Annotated in this window: 11 protein-coding genes and 3 tRNA genes; 4 read left to right on the top strand and 10 right to left on the bottom strand. The window is 59.3% G+C overall.

The genetic code is table 11. The features are described from left to right. Window positions 1-35: 35 nt before the first annotated feature. The 4 genes from HMPREF2845_RS01955 to HMPREF2845_RS01940 all read right to left on the bottom strand — a co-directional run bounded on the left by HMPREF2845_RS01955 (window position 36) and on the right by HMPREF2845_RS01940 (window position 5,198). Window positions 36-109 (bottom strand) — tRNA-Met (locus tag HMPREF2845_RS01955). 38 nt (window positions 110-147) lie between these two features. Further along, window positions 148-219 (bottom strand) — tRNA-Thr (locus tag HMPREF2845_RS01950). A 270-nt stretch (window positions 220-489) separates the two neighbouring features. Beyond that, window positions 490-2,706, bottom strand: a complete 2,217-nt coding sequence (locus HMPREF2845_RS01945; RefSeq protein WP_070633758.1) for a DEAD/DEAH box helicase — start codon at window positions 2,704-2,706, stop codon at window positions 490-492. A gap of 647 nt (window positions 2,707-3,353) precedes the next feature. Continuing rightward, the gene (locus HMPREF2845_RS01940) at window positions 3,354-5,198 is read right to left on the bottom strand and encodes a DUF2079 domain-containing protein (RefSeq protein ID WP_070633757.1); all 1,845 of its coding nucleotides are present in this window, start codon (window positions 5,196-5,198) and stop codon (window positions 3,354-3,356) included. A 224-nt stretch (window positions 5,199-5,422) separates the two neighbouring features. Between HMPREF2845_RS01940 and HMPREF2845_RS01935 the strand changes: the two genes are divergently transcribed. Next, window positions 5,423-6,700 carry a DNA-3-methyladenine glycosylase family protein gene (locus HMPREF2845_RS01935; protein ID WP_246824585.1) on the top strand — a complete coding sequence of 426 codons (1,278 nt, stop codon included), beginning with the start codon at window positions 5,423-5,425 and terminating at the stop codon, window positions 6,698-6,700. A gap of 96 nt (window positions 6,701-6,796) precedes the next feature. Here HMPREF2845_RS01935 and trxA read toward each other — a convergent pair whose 3' ends face one another. The 3 genes from trxA to HMPREF2845_RS01920 all read right to left on the bottom strand — a co-directional run bounded on the left by trxA (window position 6,797) and on the right by HMPREF2845_RS01920 (window position 8,292). After that, window positions 6,797-7,174, bottom strand: coding sequence for a thioredoxin (trxA, locus tag HMPREF2845_RS01930; RefSeq protein WP_012902990.1), 378 nt, complete (start codon window positions 7,172-7,174; stop codon window positions 6,797-6,799). A gap of 412 nt (window positions 7,175-7,586) precedes the next feature. After that, window positions 7,587-7,668 (bottom strand) — tRNA-Tyr (locus HMPREF2845_RS01925). Between the two features lie 237 nt (window positions 7,669-7,905). Beyond that, window positions 7,906-8,292 (bottom strand): hypothetical protein, encoded by a 387-nt coding sequence (locus HMPREF2845_RS01920; protein WP_012902988.1) that lies wholly within the window; start codon window positions 8,290-8,292, stop codon window positions 7,906-7,908. A 141-nt stretch (window positions 8,293-8,433) separates the two neighbouring features. Between HMPREF2845_RS01920 and HMPREF2845_RS01915 the strand changes: the two genes are divergently transcribed. Next, window positions 8,434-8,925, top strand: a complete 492-nt coding sequence (locus HMPREF2845_RS01915; protein ID WP_049341065.1) for a YajQ family cyclic di-GMP-binding protein — start codon at window positions 8,434-8,436, stop codon at window positions 8,923-8,925. A 217-nt stretch (window positions 8,926-9,142) separates the two neighbouring features. Here HMPREF2845_RS01915 and htpX read toward each other — a convergent pair whose 3' ends face one another. Both htpX and HMPREF2845_RS01905 read right to left on the bottom strand, forming a co-directional pair. Beyond that, a complete protein-coding gene (gene htpX, locus HMPREF2845_RS01910) occupies window positions 9,143-10,027 on the bottom strand; it encodes a zinc metalloprotease HtpX (RefSeq protein ID WP_070633755.1) in 885 nt (294 codons plus the stop codon). Window positions 10,028-10,166: 139 nt separating this feature from the next. Beyond that, window positions 10,167-10,430 (bottom strand): hypothetical protein, encoded by a 264-nt coding sequence (locus tag HMPREF2845_RS01905; protein WP_005504804.1) that lies wholly within the window; start codon window positions 10,428-10,430, stop codon window positions 10,167-10,169. Window positions 10,431-10,624: 194 nt separating this feature from the next. Between HMPREF2845_RS01905 and HMPREF2845_RS01900 the strand changes: the two genes are divergently transcribed. Further along, entirely contained in the window at window positions 10,625-11,212 is a 588-nt protein-coding gene (locus HMPREF2845_RS01900; protein WP_070633754.1) for a Fur family transcriptional regulator, read from the top strand. A 129-nt stretch (window positions 11,213-11,341) separates the two neighbouring features. Continuing rightward, window positions 11,342-12,832 carry a catalase gene (locus HMPREF2845_RS01895; protein WP_049356300.1) on the top strand — a complete coding sequence of 497 codons (1,491 nt, stop codon included), beginning with the start codon at window positions 11,342-11,344 and terminating at the stop codon, window positions 12,830-12,832. A 264-nt stretch (window positions 12,833-13,096) separates the two neighbouring features. Here HMPREF2845_RS01895 and HMPREF2845_RS01890 read toward each other — a convergent pair whose 3' ends face one another. Beyond that, complete coding sequence (locus HMPREF2845_RS01890; protein WP_070633753.1) at window positions 13,097-14,413, bottom strand: SseB family protein; 1,317 nt, start codon at window positions 14,411-14,413, stop codon at window positions 13,097-13,099. Between the last annotated feature and the right edge of the window lie 258 nt (window positions 14,414-14,671).

The following is a 14,671-nucleotide window of genomic DNA, read 5'->3' as shown; positions in this document are numbered from 1 at the left end:
CCAAGATGGCGCTCTACCACTGAGCTATCGGGGCGTAGCGGTGGACGGGCTCGATCCGTCGACCTCACGATTATGAGTCGTGCGCTCTAACCAGCTGAGCTACACCGCCACATCATTAATACGTGCTCTCGCATGAATTAATGAGAGAGCCCCGACCGGGAATCGATCCCGGGACCTCCATCTTACCAAGATGGCGCTCTACCACTGAGCTATCGGGGCAACAGGTAAAACTATACAGGTCTTCAGGAATGCTCGCAAGCGGAAAAGCTATGGCATACGCCACATTTGATGCTTACTTGTTCTCCACGGTGCCCCATGAGCACCCAGCATCGACCAGACACCATCACTCCAGCTGACGCAGACACACAAAGGCCGGCAGGAGAGCTCATCGTTCCCCTGCCGGTCTTTGACTCATCTGCGGATGACAAGACTGCTTGCCGATAGCCTCAGCAAGCCCCTCATACCGCGAATTCAGGCTTAGCTGAAATCTTAGTAGCGCTTGCCGCGGCCGCCGAAGTCACGGCCGCCGTCACGGTTACCGCGGTAGCCGCCCTCGCGGCGGTTATCACGGCCGCCGAAGTCGCGACCGCCAAAGTCACGGCCACCCTCACGGTTGCCACGGTAGCCGCCCTCACGGCGGTTATCGCGACCACCAAAGTCGCGACCGCCGAAGTCACGGTCATTGCGCTTGCCACCGAAATCGCGGCCGCCACGCTTGAAGTCGCGGTCGCCACCGAAGTCACGGCCACCCTCACGGTTACCGCGGTAGCCACCCTCGCGGCGGCCACCTTCACGACGACCACCCTCGCGGCGATCGAAGTCACGGAAACTACCCTCACGACGACCGCCACCGAAGCCGCGGCCACCGCCGCCGCCCTTGGGACCGTTGTCCTTGCGGATGTTGATGAACTCGCCAGCGATCTTGGTGTCACGCAGACGGTCGAAGAAGTCGCGGGGCAGGTCCTCAGGCAGGCCAACAATGGTGAAGTGCTGGCGAATGTCGATGGAGCCAATCTGGGAGCCCTTAATTCCACCCTCGTTAGCCAGCGCGCCCACGATAGCGCCTGCGGTCACACGGGAGGAACGGCCAACGTTCAGCTTGTAGTTGACCATGCCCTCGTCGTTGCGCGCGCGCTTTGCCTTGCGGCCGCCGCGGTCCGAATCGTCGTCGGAGAAGGGGCGGGAGTTGCGCGCGATGTCCTCTTCCTCATCCAGGAAGAACGGGCGACCCTGCTGGGCGATAACAGCCAGTGCGGCTGCGATGTCCTCAGCGGTGGTGTCGTGCTCGTTCTCGTAGTCCTCGATAATCTCGCGGAAGAAGCTCAGGTCCTCAGACTCGATGGTCTCGGTAATCTGCTGTGCGAAGCGCTGCTTACGGGTCTCGTTCACTGCCTCTGCGGTGGGCATGTGCATCGGCTCGACCTTCTGGCGGGTTGCCTTCTCGATCTGACGCAGCATGTACTTCTCACGCGGGGTGACGAAGAGGATTGCGGCACCTTCGCGACCTGCACGACCGGTACGACCGATGCGGTGCACGTAGGACTCGGTGTCGTGGGGGATGTCGTAGTTGACGACCAGGGAGATGCGCTCAACGTCCAGGCCGCGTGCCGCCACGTCGGTTGCCACGAGGATGTCGATGCGGCCGTCACGCAGGGCGTCAACGGTGCGCTCACGCAGCTGCTGGGGGATGTCACCGTTAATCGCTGCCGCCGCGAAACCGCGTGCCTTCAACTTGTCGGCAACTTCCTCGGTTTCCTTCTTGGTGCGCACGAAGACAATGATGCCGTCGTAGTTTTCAACCTCGAGCACGCGGGTCATTGCGTCCAGCTTGTGGGAGTGCATGACCTGCATGTAGCGCTGGGAGATGTTTGAGCTGGTGGTGGTCTTAGCCTTGACGCGAACCTCGCGGGGGTCGTTCAGGTACTGCTGAGCAATCTTGCGGATCGAGTTGGGCATGGTTGCGGAGAAGAGGGCAACCTGCTTGCTGTCGGGGGTGCCTTCGAGGATCTTTTCCACGTCTTCGGCGAAGCCCATGCGCAGCATTTCGTCTGCTTCATCGAGTACCAGGTACTGCAGGTTGGACAGGTCCAGGGACCCCTTTTCCAGGTGGTCAATCACGCGGCCGGGGGTACCGACGACGACCTGCGCACCGCGGCGCAGACCAGCCAGCTGCGGGCCGTAGGGGGAGCCACCGTAGATGGGCAGGACGGTGAAGTCCTCCATGTGGGTTGCGTAGGAGGAGAAGGCTTCTGCAACCTGCAGAGCCAGCTCGCGGGTGGGTGCCAGGACCAGAACCTGGGTGTCGCGGGAGACGCCGTTGATGTCGGCGAGTTCAGCCATGCGGGACAGTGCCGGCAGCGCGAATGCTGCGGTCTTACCGGTACCGGTCTGTGCCAGACCAACCACGTCGTGGCCCTCAAGCAACAGGGGGATGGTCTGTTCCTGAATGGGGGACGGCTTCTCGTAGCCTACCTCTTCCAGGGCTGCCAGGACGCGTGCGTCCAGGCCCAGGTCGGTGAAGCGTACGCCTTCTTCTTCAGCCTTGTCGGCGGTTTCTTCGGCGGGTGCTTCTGCAGTAGCTTCTGCGATGGTTTCTTCTGCTTCTACAGCAGGGCTCTCAACGGTGTTCTCGGTGATGTTCTCAGTGGTCACAACGGTCTCTGCCTCGGCGTTCAGTTCGGCCGGGGTAGCAGTATTCTCAGTCAATTTTTCCTCTATACGGTAGGGGTGGATAGCGCACGCTTTTCGGCGCTTACCGGGTGTCCCCTTCACGGCCCAGCCACACATCATCCCCTGGGGAGTAGAGCGTCCAGGGGTCCTCCGTTACCGGCACATTCTGCAGAGGTGTTCTGCGGATGCTACGGGTAGCGGCTCTTTGCTGGGGGTGGTCTTGAATTTCTCGGCACATTATCCGCACGCTTGTTCGTACTCTACGCTCAACGCACAGTAGTTCCTGTGAATCAGGGTGTACAGGGTGGGTAATGCTCACATGCAATGTCACGTATTCCTGGTGGTTCGCCTTCCCGCTCTACGGCGGTGGTGTGTCTGTTACAGCAGACGCAGCAAAGACGCTGGACCAGAGATCGTTAAGAGAAGCCCGCGTGTACGGTGTAAACCGCAAATTTATGGGGCGTATCAATCGGTGATGGTGAGTACGGCGCACCTACAATTCCAGCACCACCTTGGGTGCCGGGTGCGCACAAGACCTTCATCGGGGGTTCCCGTATTCTACCTAGTCTACCTTAGCGGCGTCCATTTAACCCCAAAAGGTGCTTAAAACCTCATCTCTTAAACGCGAGCGCCCACCCCGCTGCGTGCGGGGTGGACGCTCTTTCAGTTGCTGAGCCGAGGGGCTAGTCGACGCGTCGCACAATATCAATCGTGCCGACGGTCGCATACTTAGCGTAGGAGCTGCCGTAGCGGTCAGCCGCATACTGTGCGGCGTTGGTTGGCGGGTTGCCGCCCCAGGAGTTGCTCATGCGGTCGATGACCACGTAGTCGGGCGCTGGCTTACCGGTGTGTCCAATCCAGTAGACGGTACGACCGGGAATCAGCTGGGTCAGAATCGACAGGTCAGATGCGACCGATACCCCTTCAGGTACCTTCTGGACGGCGTCCTGCTTCATCTGGTCAGTCGTAGTCAGCGCGGAGGCGGTGAACTGCGCATTACCCAGGGACGCGAGGGGCTGCTGGGATCCGGGCACGAAAATCGGGGACGCGGCTAGGAAGAGCGCCACGGCAGGCAGAACCCACACGGGCATGCGGCGCGCCGTGGCGGTCAGGCGGCCGGGCTCGGTATTGGTCTGAGGTTCCTGCGCGGAGGCGCTATCGGCTGCGCGCGCGCCCAAACGCGCCGGAATCGCAGCGGGAACCACTCCGTAGCGTATCCGCATGACAGCGTCGAGCAGGGCGAGGAAGACGACGGGCATGAGCACGAGCGAGTAGTGCCAGGTGCTTGCCCAGTAGGATTCCATGGTGGAGAGTAGACGCCAGGCAAGGGTCGGCAGGGCAATTGCCGCGAGCGGAGAAATCACCCAGAGGACTGCTCCGGTAATGAGCAGCAGGCCGAGGGTTGCCAGCTTGGTGTTGTTGCTGAGCATCTGCAGTGCCGAGCCGAAGGGGTCGCCCAGGGCTGCGGAGAAGTTCACCTTGTCGGCGTAGTCGAAGTTTCCGCCGCTATTGAAGTAGGGCAGGATCACGTAGATGGCGACGGCGGACCAGAATACGCCCCAAATCATGACCATGGTGGATTCGGCGACGGCGGGGGTGCGCGCCCAGGAGGAGTAGAGCTGATGCACGCGGATTCGCATGGGGGCGGGGGTGCCCGCGGAGAGGCGCGGCATCAGAATGTCTACGGCGGTGCTCAGCCAGCCGGTGCGGATAAAGATGATGAGGCCGATGGCTGCGACAGTAATGCCCATATCTTCTTTAACGAAGGCAATGGGTAGAGCCCACCAGCAGGCGTAGGCGAGGTAGCGTGCGCGTTCGGTGCCACTCACTCGTGAGGCGAGCACCAGGTAGCCGAGGCTCATGGCCAGTAGCGGCACGGCGAAGGCTACTTCGTGGAATTGGGCGGCGATAGCTTGCTGAACGCCGAAGCTGAGGGCGAATCCGGCGCCGAGTAGCAGACCGGTGATGGTCGGGATAACGCCCTGAAGTTTTGCGGATTGAGCGTTCTGCGCGGGTTCACTCTTCTGCGCATCTTCAGTTTTTTGGGCGAGCGCGAAGGCACGCTGAGTGAAGCGCACAATGGCGAAGCTTGCGAAGGCGACCAGGGCGTTCTGCACGACCAGTAGCGTGGTCGGTGAGGGGAACAGCGCGTAGATGGGTCCCAGGAGCACCAGAATCGGGTGGAAGTGGTCACCCCAGAGGTTAAAGTCGGGCCCCTTAATGGGCACGATGGGCACGGAGAAGTGCGAGTACGCCTGAGCCATCTGGGTGAAAATCGCCAGGTCCCAGGAGGGGGTAATCCAGTGCTTCATCTGTTGCAGCGAGTAGTAGGTGTACAACGCCATGACGGCGGCGGCAAGCAGCAGGCCGGGTAGTAGTTCGAGGGGGCGGATGCTTTTGACGCGCTCGGTGAGGGACTGACGCGGCTGTTTCTTGGCGCGCTGAGTACGGCCCGCGCTGGTGTCGGTGCTGTTCTTCTGTTCAGGTGCGTCAGTATTCGAGGATGCTTCGTGTGCTTCCGCTGCCATAGGCGTCCTTCTCTCGGGGTGTGTGTCCGGGCTACAGGCGCCCACAGAGCGGGTGGAACGCATCGCCTTTGTCGTTGCCGGTGGCGGAGTTTGCGTTCGTTCTCGCTCTACCCTTTAGGGTATCGCATTAGCGCTGTGCCTGCCCTTCCTGCGCTTTTTGTATCTTGTCCCTCAAATATCTGCCCCGGATGTTGTTGCCCGGTTTGGGCGCATAGACTGGTGTGGTGAGTACGTTTCCTTCCTCAGCCCCCGATGGTGTCACCCCTAACTGTGCGACCCTTGACAGCCACCCGGTAGCGGGTGCTCGGCGCATCCGGCATCCTTTGGCGGCAGCTGGTGTGCCCTATGCGCCGGCGTTTACGGATGTTCTTCAGGAGCCTACCATTCTTAGCCAGCCGCGCGTTCAGGTTCGTACTCTCTCCCCCACCGCTTCGCCCCTTCCCGGTGCCCTGGCTCCCGAGGCGTGTGAAGTCGTGATTGAGCCGAATGTTCCGGTGCAGTTGTCGCAGACGTTGGGGTCGTTGCGCCGCGGTGCTCAGGATCTTTCGTATCGTGCGCTGAGCCGCGCGGATGGTGCCGAGAGAATCTGGTTGACGGCTCGCACGCCGTTTCATGAGTTCCCGGCGGTGCTGTACGCCGAACGATTGGCGCAGCCAGCTAAGCTTCCCGAGACTCTCCCCTCCCTGCATCGCCTGCTGATGCGCCCGGTGCGTATTCGTATCTGGGTTTCTTATAGTGCCGCTGATCAGCAGATGCAGGCGCGAGCCGACCTTCAGGCGCTAGCGCAGGAAATGACGTACTGGCTGGGGTTGCACGACCCCGCCGAACAGTTCGGTGCTCTGTCTTCTTTTGAGTCTCTTCCGCCGCGTGTTCAGCAGGCGTGGCGGCAGAATCCGGGGCTCCGCCTCAGCGCTTCGGGGCAGCTGGACCGGCAGATGCTCAACGCCATTGTGGAGCAGCGCATCACCCAGACCGAAGCGTTCAGGACCTTAGGCTGGGTTCTGCGAAAGTACGGCTCCCCCGCCCCTTCGACCGGGTTGGGGCATCAGCCGGATGGGATGCGCGTCTACCCGAGCGCCCGGACCCTGGCGACGATTCCGACCTGGGATTGGCATCGGGCGGGTGTGGACAAAAGCCGCTACGATGCCGTGTACGCTTACGCTCGTTCCGCAGAGTCTCTAAAAAACATTGCGGCAGAAGGCGACGTCGCACTTCTGGCGCGGAGCCTGCACGCTGTGCGCGGCGTGGGCCCGTGGAGTATTTCCGAGGCCCTGCAGCGTGTGTGCGGGCACCCGGATGCCATCAGCGTGGGCGACTATCATCTAGCGCACGCGGTTGGTGAACTGTTCACCGGTCAGCGCACCGATGATGCGGGAATGCTCTCCCTGCTGGCGCCCTTTAGCCCGCATCGGCAGCGTCTGGTGCGGCTCATGCATGCTTCGGGCTTTTCGAAGCAGCGCTACGGGGCGCGCATGACCATTGAGGATCACCGCGACCGCTAACGCTCCTGCACCCTCACGAGGTTAAAAGGGGACGGGGCGCCCCTGCCGGTTGTGCCGGCGGGTGCGCCCCGTTCAAGCTCTTTTGTGGTGGTGAGCTTACTTCTTCTCTGCAGAGCCCTCTGCTGCTGCGATCTCTGCACGGACCTTGTCCATGTCGAGCTCGCGGATCGAACCGATTACGGTCTCCAGCTGGTCTTCGCGCAGTGCGCCAGCCTGCTGGTATACCAGGATACCGTCACGGAAGCCCATGATGGTGGGGATGGAAGTGATGCCTGCTGCCTGAGCGAGCTGGCCCTGGTCCTCGGTGTCGACCTTGCCGAAAACAATGTCGCTGTGCTTCTCCGAAGCCGCCTCGTAGACGGGGGAGAACTGCTTGCAGGGACCGCACCAATCTGCCCAGAAGTCCAGGAAGACAATATCGTTGCTCTCGACGGTAGCAGTCAGGTTCTGCTGAGTAATTTCATTAGTAGCCATGAGATAAAGCTACACCCTCAAGACCCCAATCGCTAATTGTTCGCTCTGGGATTCAAACATGTGAAAGATATGACAAATTGCGGTCATAGTAAATACTTTTTGCGGCTGTTTCAGCCGGTTTACGGGCGTGTCGCGAATACTCTGGCGAATGTCCCTGTAGCCGAATGATGGAGGCGCCCGACCCGGCGGGCGAAGCCCCGTGGTCGTCCCCTACAGCATCCTGAGGAAAGCACCCAATGCGGGCACCCAGAAAATACGGGCGCAACCATGAAAGACCGTTGCTGTGGAAGACCACTGTGGTGGAAGATTACCGCGGTGGAAAGCAGCTGGGTTGGAAAGCGGCTGCGGAATCCGCTATAAAACTGGTTTTAGATACACAAAAGCCCGGTTACTTTCGTAACCGGGCTATTTGTGGCAGGTGAGGGATTCGAACCCCCGTAGGCAGTGCCAGCTGATTTACAGTCAGCCCCCTTTGGCCGCTCGGGTAACCTGCCGCCTAGCTAGGTGCTAGTTGCTCGCTCAAGCGAACAGAGACTACTCTACAGCAGTTTTAGGGACTTGTACACTTCACATAGGGTTTTGTGACGAAGGTTATATATCTGGTTGTATTTATCGTCTTTTCGTCACACAAGAGCGTCAGCGCACGCTCACCGCGCGCCCATATCTATCGCAGCGCCCACGCTCTCACCTTATGAATAAAGCCGCGAATAAAGCCACCGCCTACAGCAGTTTTAGAAGGAGCGGGAAGGAGTATCGCCATCCTGCTCAAGCAGAAGCACAATCTCCAGGTGCTCCAGATAGCGGCGCGCCTGCTCCACGGTGCACATGTCACCGGCAATCTCACGCTCCAGGTCACGGCGAACGCCACGGAAACGTGCCACCAGCGAAGGTTCCGTCAGGGTGATACCGATACCGTCAAAGAGAGAAGGCTCAGCATCTTCCTCGTGCAGGTCAAGGTGAATATCGTGGTGGTCAGGCTCGCTGAGGCGCTCAGCCTCAGGAATATCTTCGGGCTCAGCGCCCAGAGAGGTATGCAAGTCAATGAAGAGCAGGGTTTGCAGGTCGTGAGCTTCCTCGCTCGTGTGTGCGTCCGTTGCAGACAGGTTATGAATGGTCATATCTCTATTGTCCTCTTTTTAGGTTGGTAACGCCTGTAAAACAGGCCCGTATTTCTGTTAGTTAGCTGTGAACAAGAGCCCCAACCCGGTAGGCTAGTACTAACCGGTGCCAGTAGCACCTCATTCACGAAAGGAAAACCCATGGCTAGCGAATCCTCATTCGACATTGTGTCCAAGGTGGACAAGCAGGAAGTTTCTAACGCACTGCACCAGGCGCAGAAGGAAATCTCCCAGCGTTACGACTTCCGTGGCGTTGGCGCAGAAATCGACTACTCCGGCGACAAGATCCTCATCAAGGCAAACGCCGAAGAGCGCGCACTGGCAGTGCTGGACGTTTTCCAGTCCAAGCTGGTCAAGCGCGGCATCTCCCTGAAGTCCCTGGACTCCGGCAAGCCCTACGCATCCGGCAAGGAAATCCGCATCGAATGCTCCATCAAGGAAGGCATCGCGCAGGATCAGGCAAAGAAGATCTCCAAGATGATCCGCGAAGAGGGCCCCAAGGGCGTAAAGGCGAACATCCAGGGCGACGAGCTGCGCGTCTCCTCCAAGTCCCGCGATGACCTGCAGGAAGTCATTGCAATGCTCAAGTCCGCTGATCTTGAGATTGACCTGCAGTTCGTCAACTACCGCTAAGCTCAGGCGAGGCTCTCACCCTCTATCCCCGCCCAGCGATGGGTGAGGATAGAGGACTAGAAGCCGAAACGTAAAAATCCTCGGGGTGGCTACTTCCACAGTAGCCACCCCGAGGATTTTTTGTCTGCCGACCCGTCACCGCGAGTCACAATCGTCACCCCGAGTCATATTCATGCAGCGCCACATTCGCTCCCGAATGATTCGGTAGAGAAAAGACTTAGTACTGACCCATCTCGCGAGCCTGCTGCTGCAGACGCGCAATACGCTGATCCATCGGCGGGTGAGTAGAGAGCATATTCTTCAGCGAACCGAAGGGATTCGCAATCATCATGGCGCTCGCCGCCTCAGTGTTGCGGTTATTCGGGTCCATCGGATACATAGACACGCCGCTCTCCAGCTTGTGCAGTGCCGAAGCCAGCGCCAGCGGGTCACCGGTCAGACGTGCGCCATCCTCGTCGGCATCAAATTCACGGGTGCGGCTAATAGCCATCTGAATGACCTGCGTAGCAATGGGAGCCAGCATGGCAATCACAAACATGGCGATAGGGTTCGAGCGTTCACCGTCGCGGCTGGAACCACCGAACATCGCACCAAACGAAAGAATCTGCGCAATCGTACCGATGATGGAGGCGATACCCGCCGCCACCGAAGAGGTGAGGATATCGCGGTTGTACACGTGCATCAGCTCGTGGCCGAGCACGCCGCGCATCTCGCGCTCATCCAGCAACTGCAAAATACCCTCAGTGCAACACACCGCCGCATTCTGCGGGTTACGACCGGTCGCAAACGCGTTCGGGGTCATAGTCGGTGCCACATAGAGGGCGGGCATGGGCTGACCCGCGCGGGAGGACAGCTCCTCCACTATGTCGTAAAGTACCGGAACTTCTTCACGGCTGACCGGGTACGCGTTCATGGAACGCAGGGCGAGCTTATCGGAGTTCCAGTAGGTGTACACGACCGAACCCAAGCTAAACAGGCCCATAACCCAGATGAAAATGGAGGTGCGGAAAGTCGCCGAAAGCAGGCCACCGATGAGCAACATCATGCCCACCATGGAGCCCATCAACAGGGCAGTTTTCAGTCCGTTGTTATGGCTGTGCATGGGTATCCTCCTGAACAATTAGGTCAGTGCGTACAGCGTGTACTTGACTCTATAGAATACGTGCAAGCACCCGCGGGCGCACCTTATGGCACGCGGATTCACCCAGAGCGTCACCCATGCGCCGAAAGCTCAAAAGGGATTAGGGAATAGCGCCCGGAATATTCACCAGGGGCACCTGCTCCAGCACCTGCGCCGTAGCAGTGGGGAAAATACCCAGCAGCAGAATCGTGCCGTACGCGCCCAGAAAAAGGATGAAGAGCAGACCGAGCATCAGTTGACCCTCCAGATCAAAACCAGTGGTAGTACTGCGGTACTGGCCGTAAATCACCGGGGTCACGATGGGCACACCGAAGAGCAGAATCATCAGCAGAATGTAAATGGGGTTTGTGAAGTCGTACACCATGACCCTATCCTCCTTGATGGTGATCGCCGGTACGGGTTACTCTAGGTTCTTTGATTGTACGGCATCTCTTCACACCCGAGGCAGGGGCGAGGAGGGGCGCCACAGAGTGGATGAAAGGGACGCTCCACCGGCTTATTATGAATTTTTCATAAAATAATGATGAATTTCTCATAATAACGTGTAGACTTAAACCTATGACCGACGCAAAGACAACCTTAGATACGAAGAAGATTCAAAGCCCAGACCATCACAGTGCCGGTTGCGCCCACACCACCGGCCTGCCGCTGCTCTCCGCAATGAGCCCCGAACAGCTCGAAGAAGCATGGACCACCGGCCTGCGCGCCAAGGGCCGCCGCGTCACCAAGCAGCGCCTCGCCGTATTGCACGCTGTACAGGAACACCCGCACTCCACCGCCGACACCATCGTGCAGGCAGTCCGCGAGCGCATCCCCGCCATTACGGTTCAGTCGGTCTACGTGATTCTTGCCGACCTGACCGACATCGACCTGCTGCGTAAGTTTGAGCCGCCGGGAACCCCCGCCCTCTACGAAACCCGCACGGGCGACAACCACCACCACGCCTTCTGCGTACGTTGCGGCAAGGTCGAAGACGTGGACTGCGCGGTCGGCTCCGCACCCTGCCTGACCCCCAGCAATTTTCACGGCATGGCGCTCTTCAGCGCAGACGTGCTCTATCAGGGCGTGTGCGTAGACTGTCAAACTGAGGCAGAAGCAGAACTGGCGAAGAGCCAGGTGCAAGCCGCAGCGAGCGTTCAGCACTAACGAACCACATTCCCACACCTTACTCCGGGCGTGAAACAGCGCCTCAGTGTTCGTTAGCTGCACCCTAAAACAGGAAGAATGCTCGTCGAAAACCACATAGCATCACCAAAAACACAAGGAGAAGCAAATATGTATCAGACCCCGCAGAACCCCATTCAGCCCGGTTCTTACACCACCACGAGCACTGGCACGCCGGTGGCTTCAGATGATCATTCGCTCACCGTGGGCGCCGATGGTCCCATCGTTCTGCACGATGCTTACACTGTTGAAAAGCTCGCTCAGTTCAACCGTGAGCGTGTGCCCGAGCGTGTGGTGCACGCGAAGGGAACCGGCGCATACGGCTACTTTGAAACCACCGAAGACGTTTCGCAGTACACCCGTGCGGCGCTCTTTCAGCCCGGCGTTAAAACCGAGCTGCTGATTCGTTTCTCAACCGTGGCGGGCGAATCCGGCTCCCCCGATACCTGGCGTGACCCACGCGGTTTCGCGGTAAAATTCTACACCACCGAAGGCAACTACGACCTGGTAGGCAACAACACTCCTATCTTCTTCATTCGCGATGCCATTAAGTTCCCCGACTTCATCCACTCGCAGAAGCGTATGCCCGGTTCGGGTCTGCGCGATCACGATATGCAGTGGGATTTCTGGACCCTCAATCCGGCATCGGCGCACCAGGTAACCTGGCTGATGGGCGACCGCGGCCTGCCCCGCACCCTGCGCCACATGGACGGCTTCGGCTCTCACACCTACCAGTGGATTAACGCCGAGGGTGAGCGCTTCTGGGTTAAGTACCACTTCAAGACCGAGCAGGGCAACGAGTTCTTCACCCAGGCTCAGGCCGATGAAATGGCGGGTAAGGATGCTGACTTCCACCGCCGCGACCTGCGCGAGGCTATCGAGCGTGGCGACTACCCCGCCTGGACGCTCTATGTGCAGATCATGCCCTATGAGGACGCGAAGACCTACCGTATTAACCCCTTCGATCTGACGAAGGTGTGGCCGCACTCGGATTACCCGCTGATCAAGGTGGGCCGCATGGTGCTGGATCGCAACCCGCAGAATTTCTTCGCCGAAATCGAGCAGGCAGCCTTCTCCCCCTCGAATTTTGTGCCCGGTATCGCGGCTTCGCCCGATAAGATGCTGCTCGGTCGTATCTTCTCCTACCCGGATGCGCATCGCTACCGCATCGGCACCAACTTCGCACAGCTGCCCGTGAACGCACCACACGCAGCGCCGGTGAACAACTATTCGCATGACGGTTCGATGCGTTATAACTTCAACGACCCCTCCGTTCCGACCTACGCGCCGAATAGTCTGGGTGGACCGCATGCGGATGCGGAACGCGCTGGCGAAGGTAGCTGGGAGTCTGATGGCGAGCTGGTACGCACCGCCTACACCCTGCGCCCGGATGATGATGATTTCTCGCAGGCTCGCACCCTCTACGAGGTAACCATGAACGACGAAGAACGCGAGCGCCTGATCAGCAACATCTCCGGTCACGTAGGCGCTGTTCGTTCCGACGAGATTCGTGAACGCGCGTTCCAATACTGGGATAGCGTTCACCCTGAGCTCGGTTCTCGCGTTCGCGAGGCCGTGGCAGCCGCCGCATCTGGTTCATAAGATACGGCAGCGTCTGTTCTCCTGTAGATTCGAGAACATGACGCACAGCTGGCTACTACTATGGGGTCGGTGACTTTCAGTAAGGTGGAGTCACCGGCCCCATATTTTAAACCCGTTTGCAGGATTACAACCCTCTCCAAACACAAAAATCGCCCGGAAGAGACAACACCGTGTGGGTGTCTCTTCCGGGCGATTTTACGTGACGGGTTTTACGAACTATGCGGATGCACTAGCACCAGCGGGAGAAGCGCCGAAGACCGCTTCCTATTCACCCACAATATCGAGGAGCTCGCGAATCTGCGCCGCGCTCAACACGGTGGAAGGGTTAATTGCGTTCACCTTCACGCTCGGTGCGCCAATCTCCAGGGCGTAACGCAGAATATCCAGGGCATTCGCCGAACGCACCTCAATATGCGGGTCCAGCGCCGCAATCTCAATGGGCGAGGTGAACACCAGCAGGCTCTGCGGGTTGCCGTTCTCATCCGGATCAAACACGAAGGAGGTACCGGACGGGTCAGCCGGGTCAACGCCCACCAGCAGCACGGATGCCGGAGACACCAGCGAGCCGAGTAGCATCTGCATGTTGTCCTGCACCAGCGCCATCTTCGCACCGTCATTGCGCGGAGAAGTGACAATCCACTGCACCTGAGCGCGCTCAATGTAGCACTCGTGATCGGTGCCGGGGTCAACCACAATCAGGTCCAGTGCCTCATTGTTGAGGAAATCAATGAAGACCTTCATCGCCGGTTCGCGCAGAATCAGCTCGTCGCCCTCGGATTCCTGACGCACGTAGCTCTTACCAATGTGCTCGGAGGAGGAGAACACGCACAACGCCTGCATACCGGTCTCGGGCATGCGAATAACCTGGTGGGTCAGTACCGATTCGGGGCCCATTGCATCCGTCTCGGAGGGAATCAGCAGGGAGCCGGTCGCATCGAGCAGAACGTCACCACCGAGCATCGTGCGGACCACGTTAATGAGGGTTCGCTCCTGCACATCGTTACGGAAGGTCTCCAAGGCAGCGACCAGGTAGGGGTTCGGAATCTCATGCTCGCTCGAAGACAGCGCCGCGGCGGCAGAGTGGCGGGCGCGACCCTCCATACGTTCACGAGCCCAGGCGGGGATACGCGAAGCATCACGAGGGAACTCAGCCAGATGCTCACGCACGTCAGTTGCGGTCAGGGTGCCTTCATTCTTCCAGCTGGCGGGCTCATCATCACGGTTATAGGAGGCACCCACGCTGAACTGCGGGTTGGGCCAGCCGGTTGCCGCCACCACGATGGAGGCGGTAAACCAGGTGCCGCGGTTACCGTCGTAGGCGGCACGCTGCAGCTTGCGGACCTCCGCAATAATGGGCGAGCCGTCCTTGAGCGGACCGATAGTGCCAATGAACTCTTCACCGTCGCGGAATTCACGCACACGCACGAAAATCTGACCTGCCAGAGGCTTGACGTCCAGCACCATTTCGCTCCAGCCGGGGTCAACACTAACGACATCCAGCAGCCAACTTCCAATGTTGTTCAGCGCATCCTGGATGCGCGCGGCACGGCTACTCGTCTCGGCAAGGCGGGGTTCAGTCATAGTTCATACATCCTTGAGTGTGAATACGGCGCGGCTGGAGGCATCCGTGTTCGGTCGTAGTGTCGGCTTACAGGGTGCCGGAAGAAGCCGTCCCTTCGATTCTAACGAACACAGGCACTCAACGCAGATAGTTTACGCCGAAAGATATATGCTCTACCTCTCCCTCAGAGCTCTTGGATACGGCTCAAACAGGCGCCTTAGAGCCCAATACGCCTAAAGCACACACTAAAACCGGGGATACACGGCATAGTGAACGCT

It is taken from the genome of Rothia sp. HMSC065B04, assembly GCF_001812285.1.
In the GTDB taxonomy this organism is placed as follows: domain Bacteria; phylum Actinomycetota; class Actinomycetes; order Actinomycetales; family Micrococcaceae; genus Rothia; species Rothia mucilaginosa.
The sequence above is the reverse complement of the archived record's forward strand: the minus strand, read 5'-3'. Positions and strand labels throughout refer to the sequence as shown.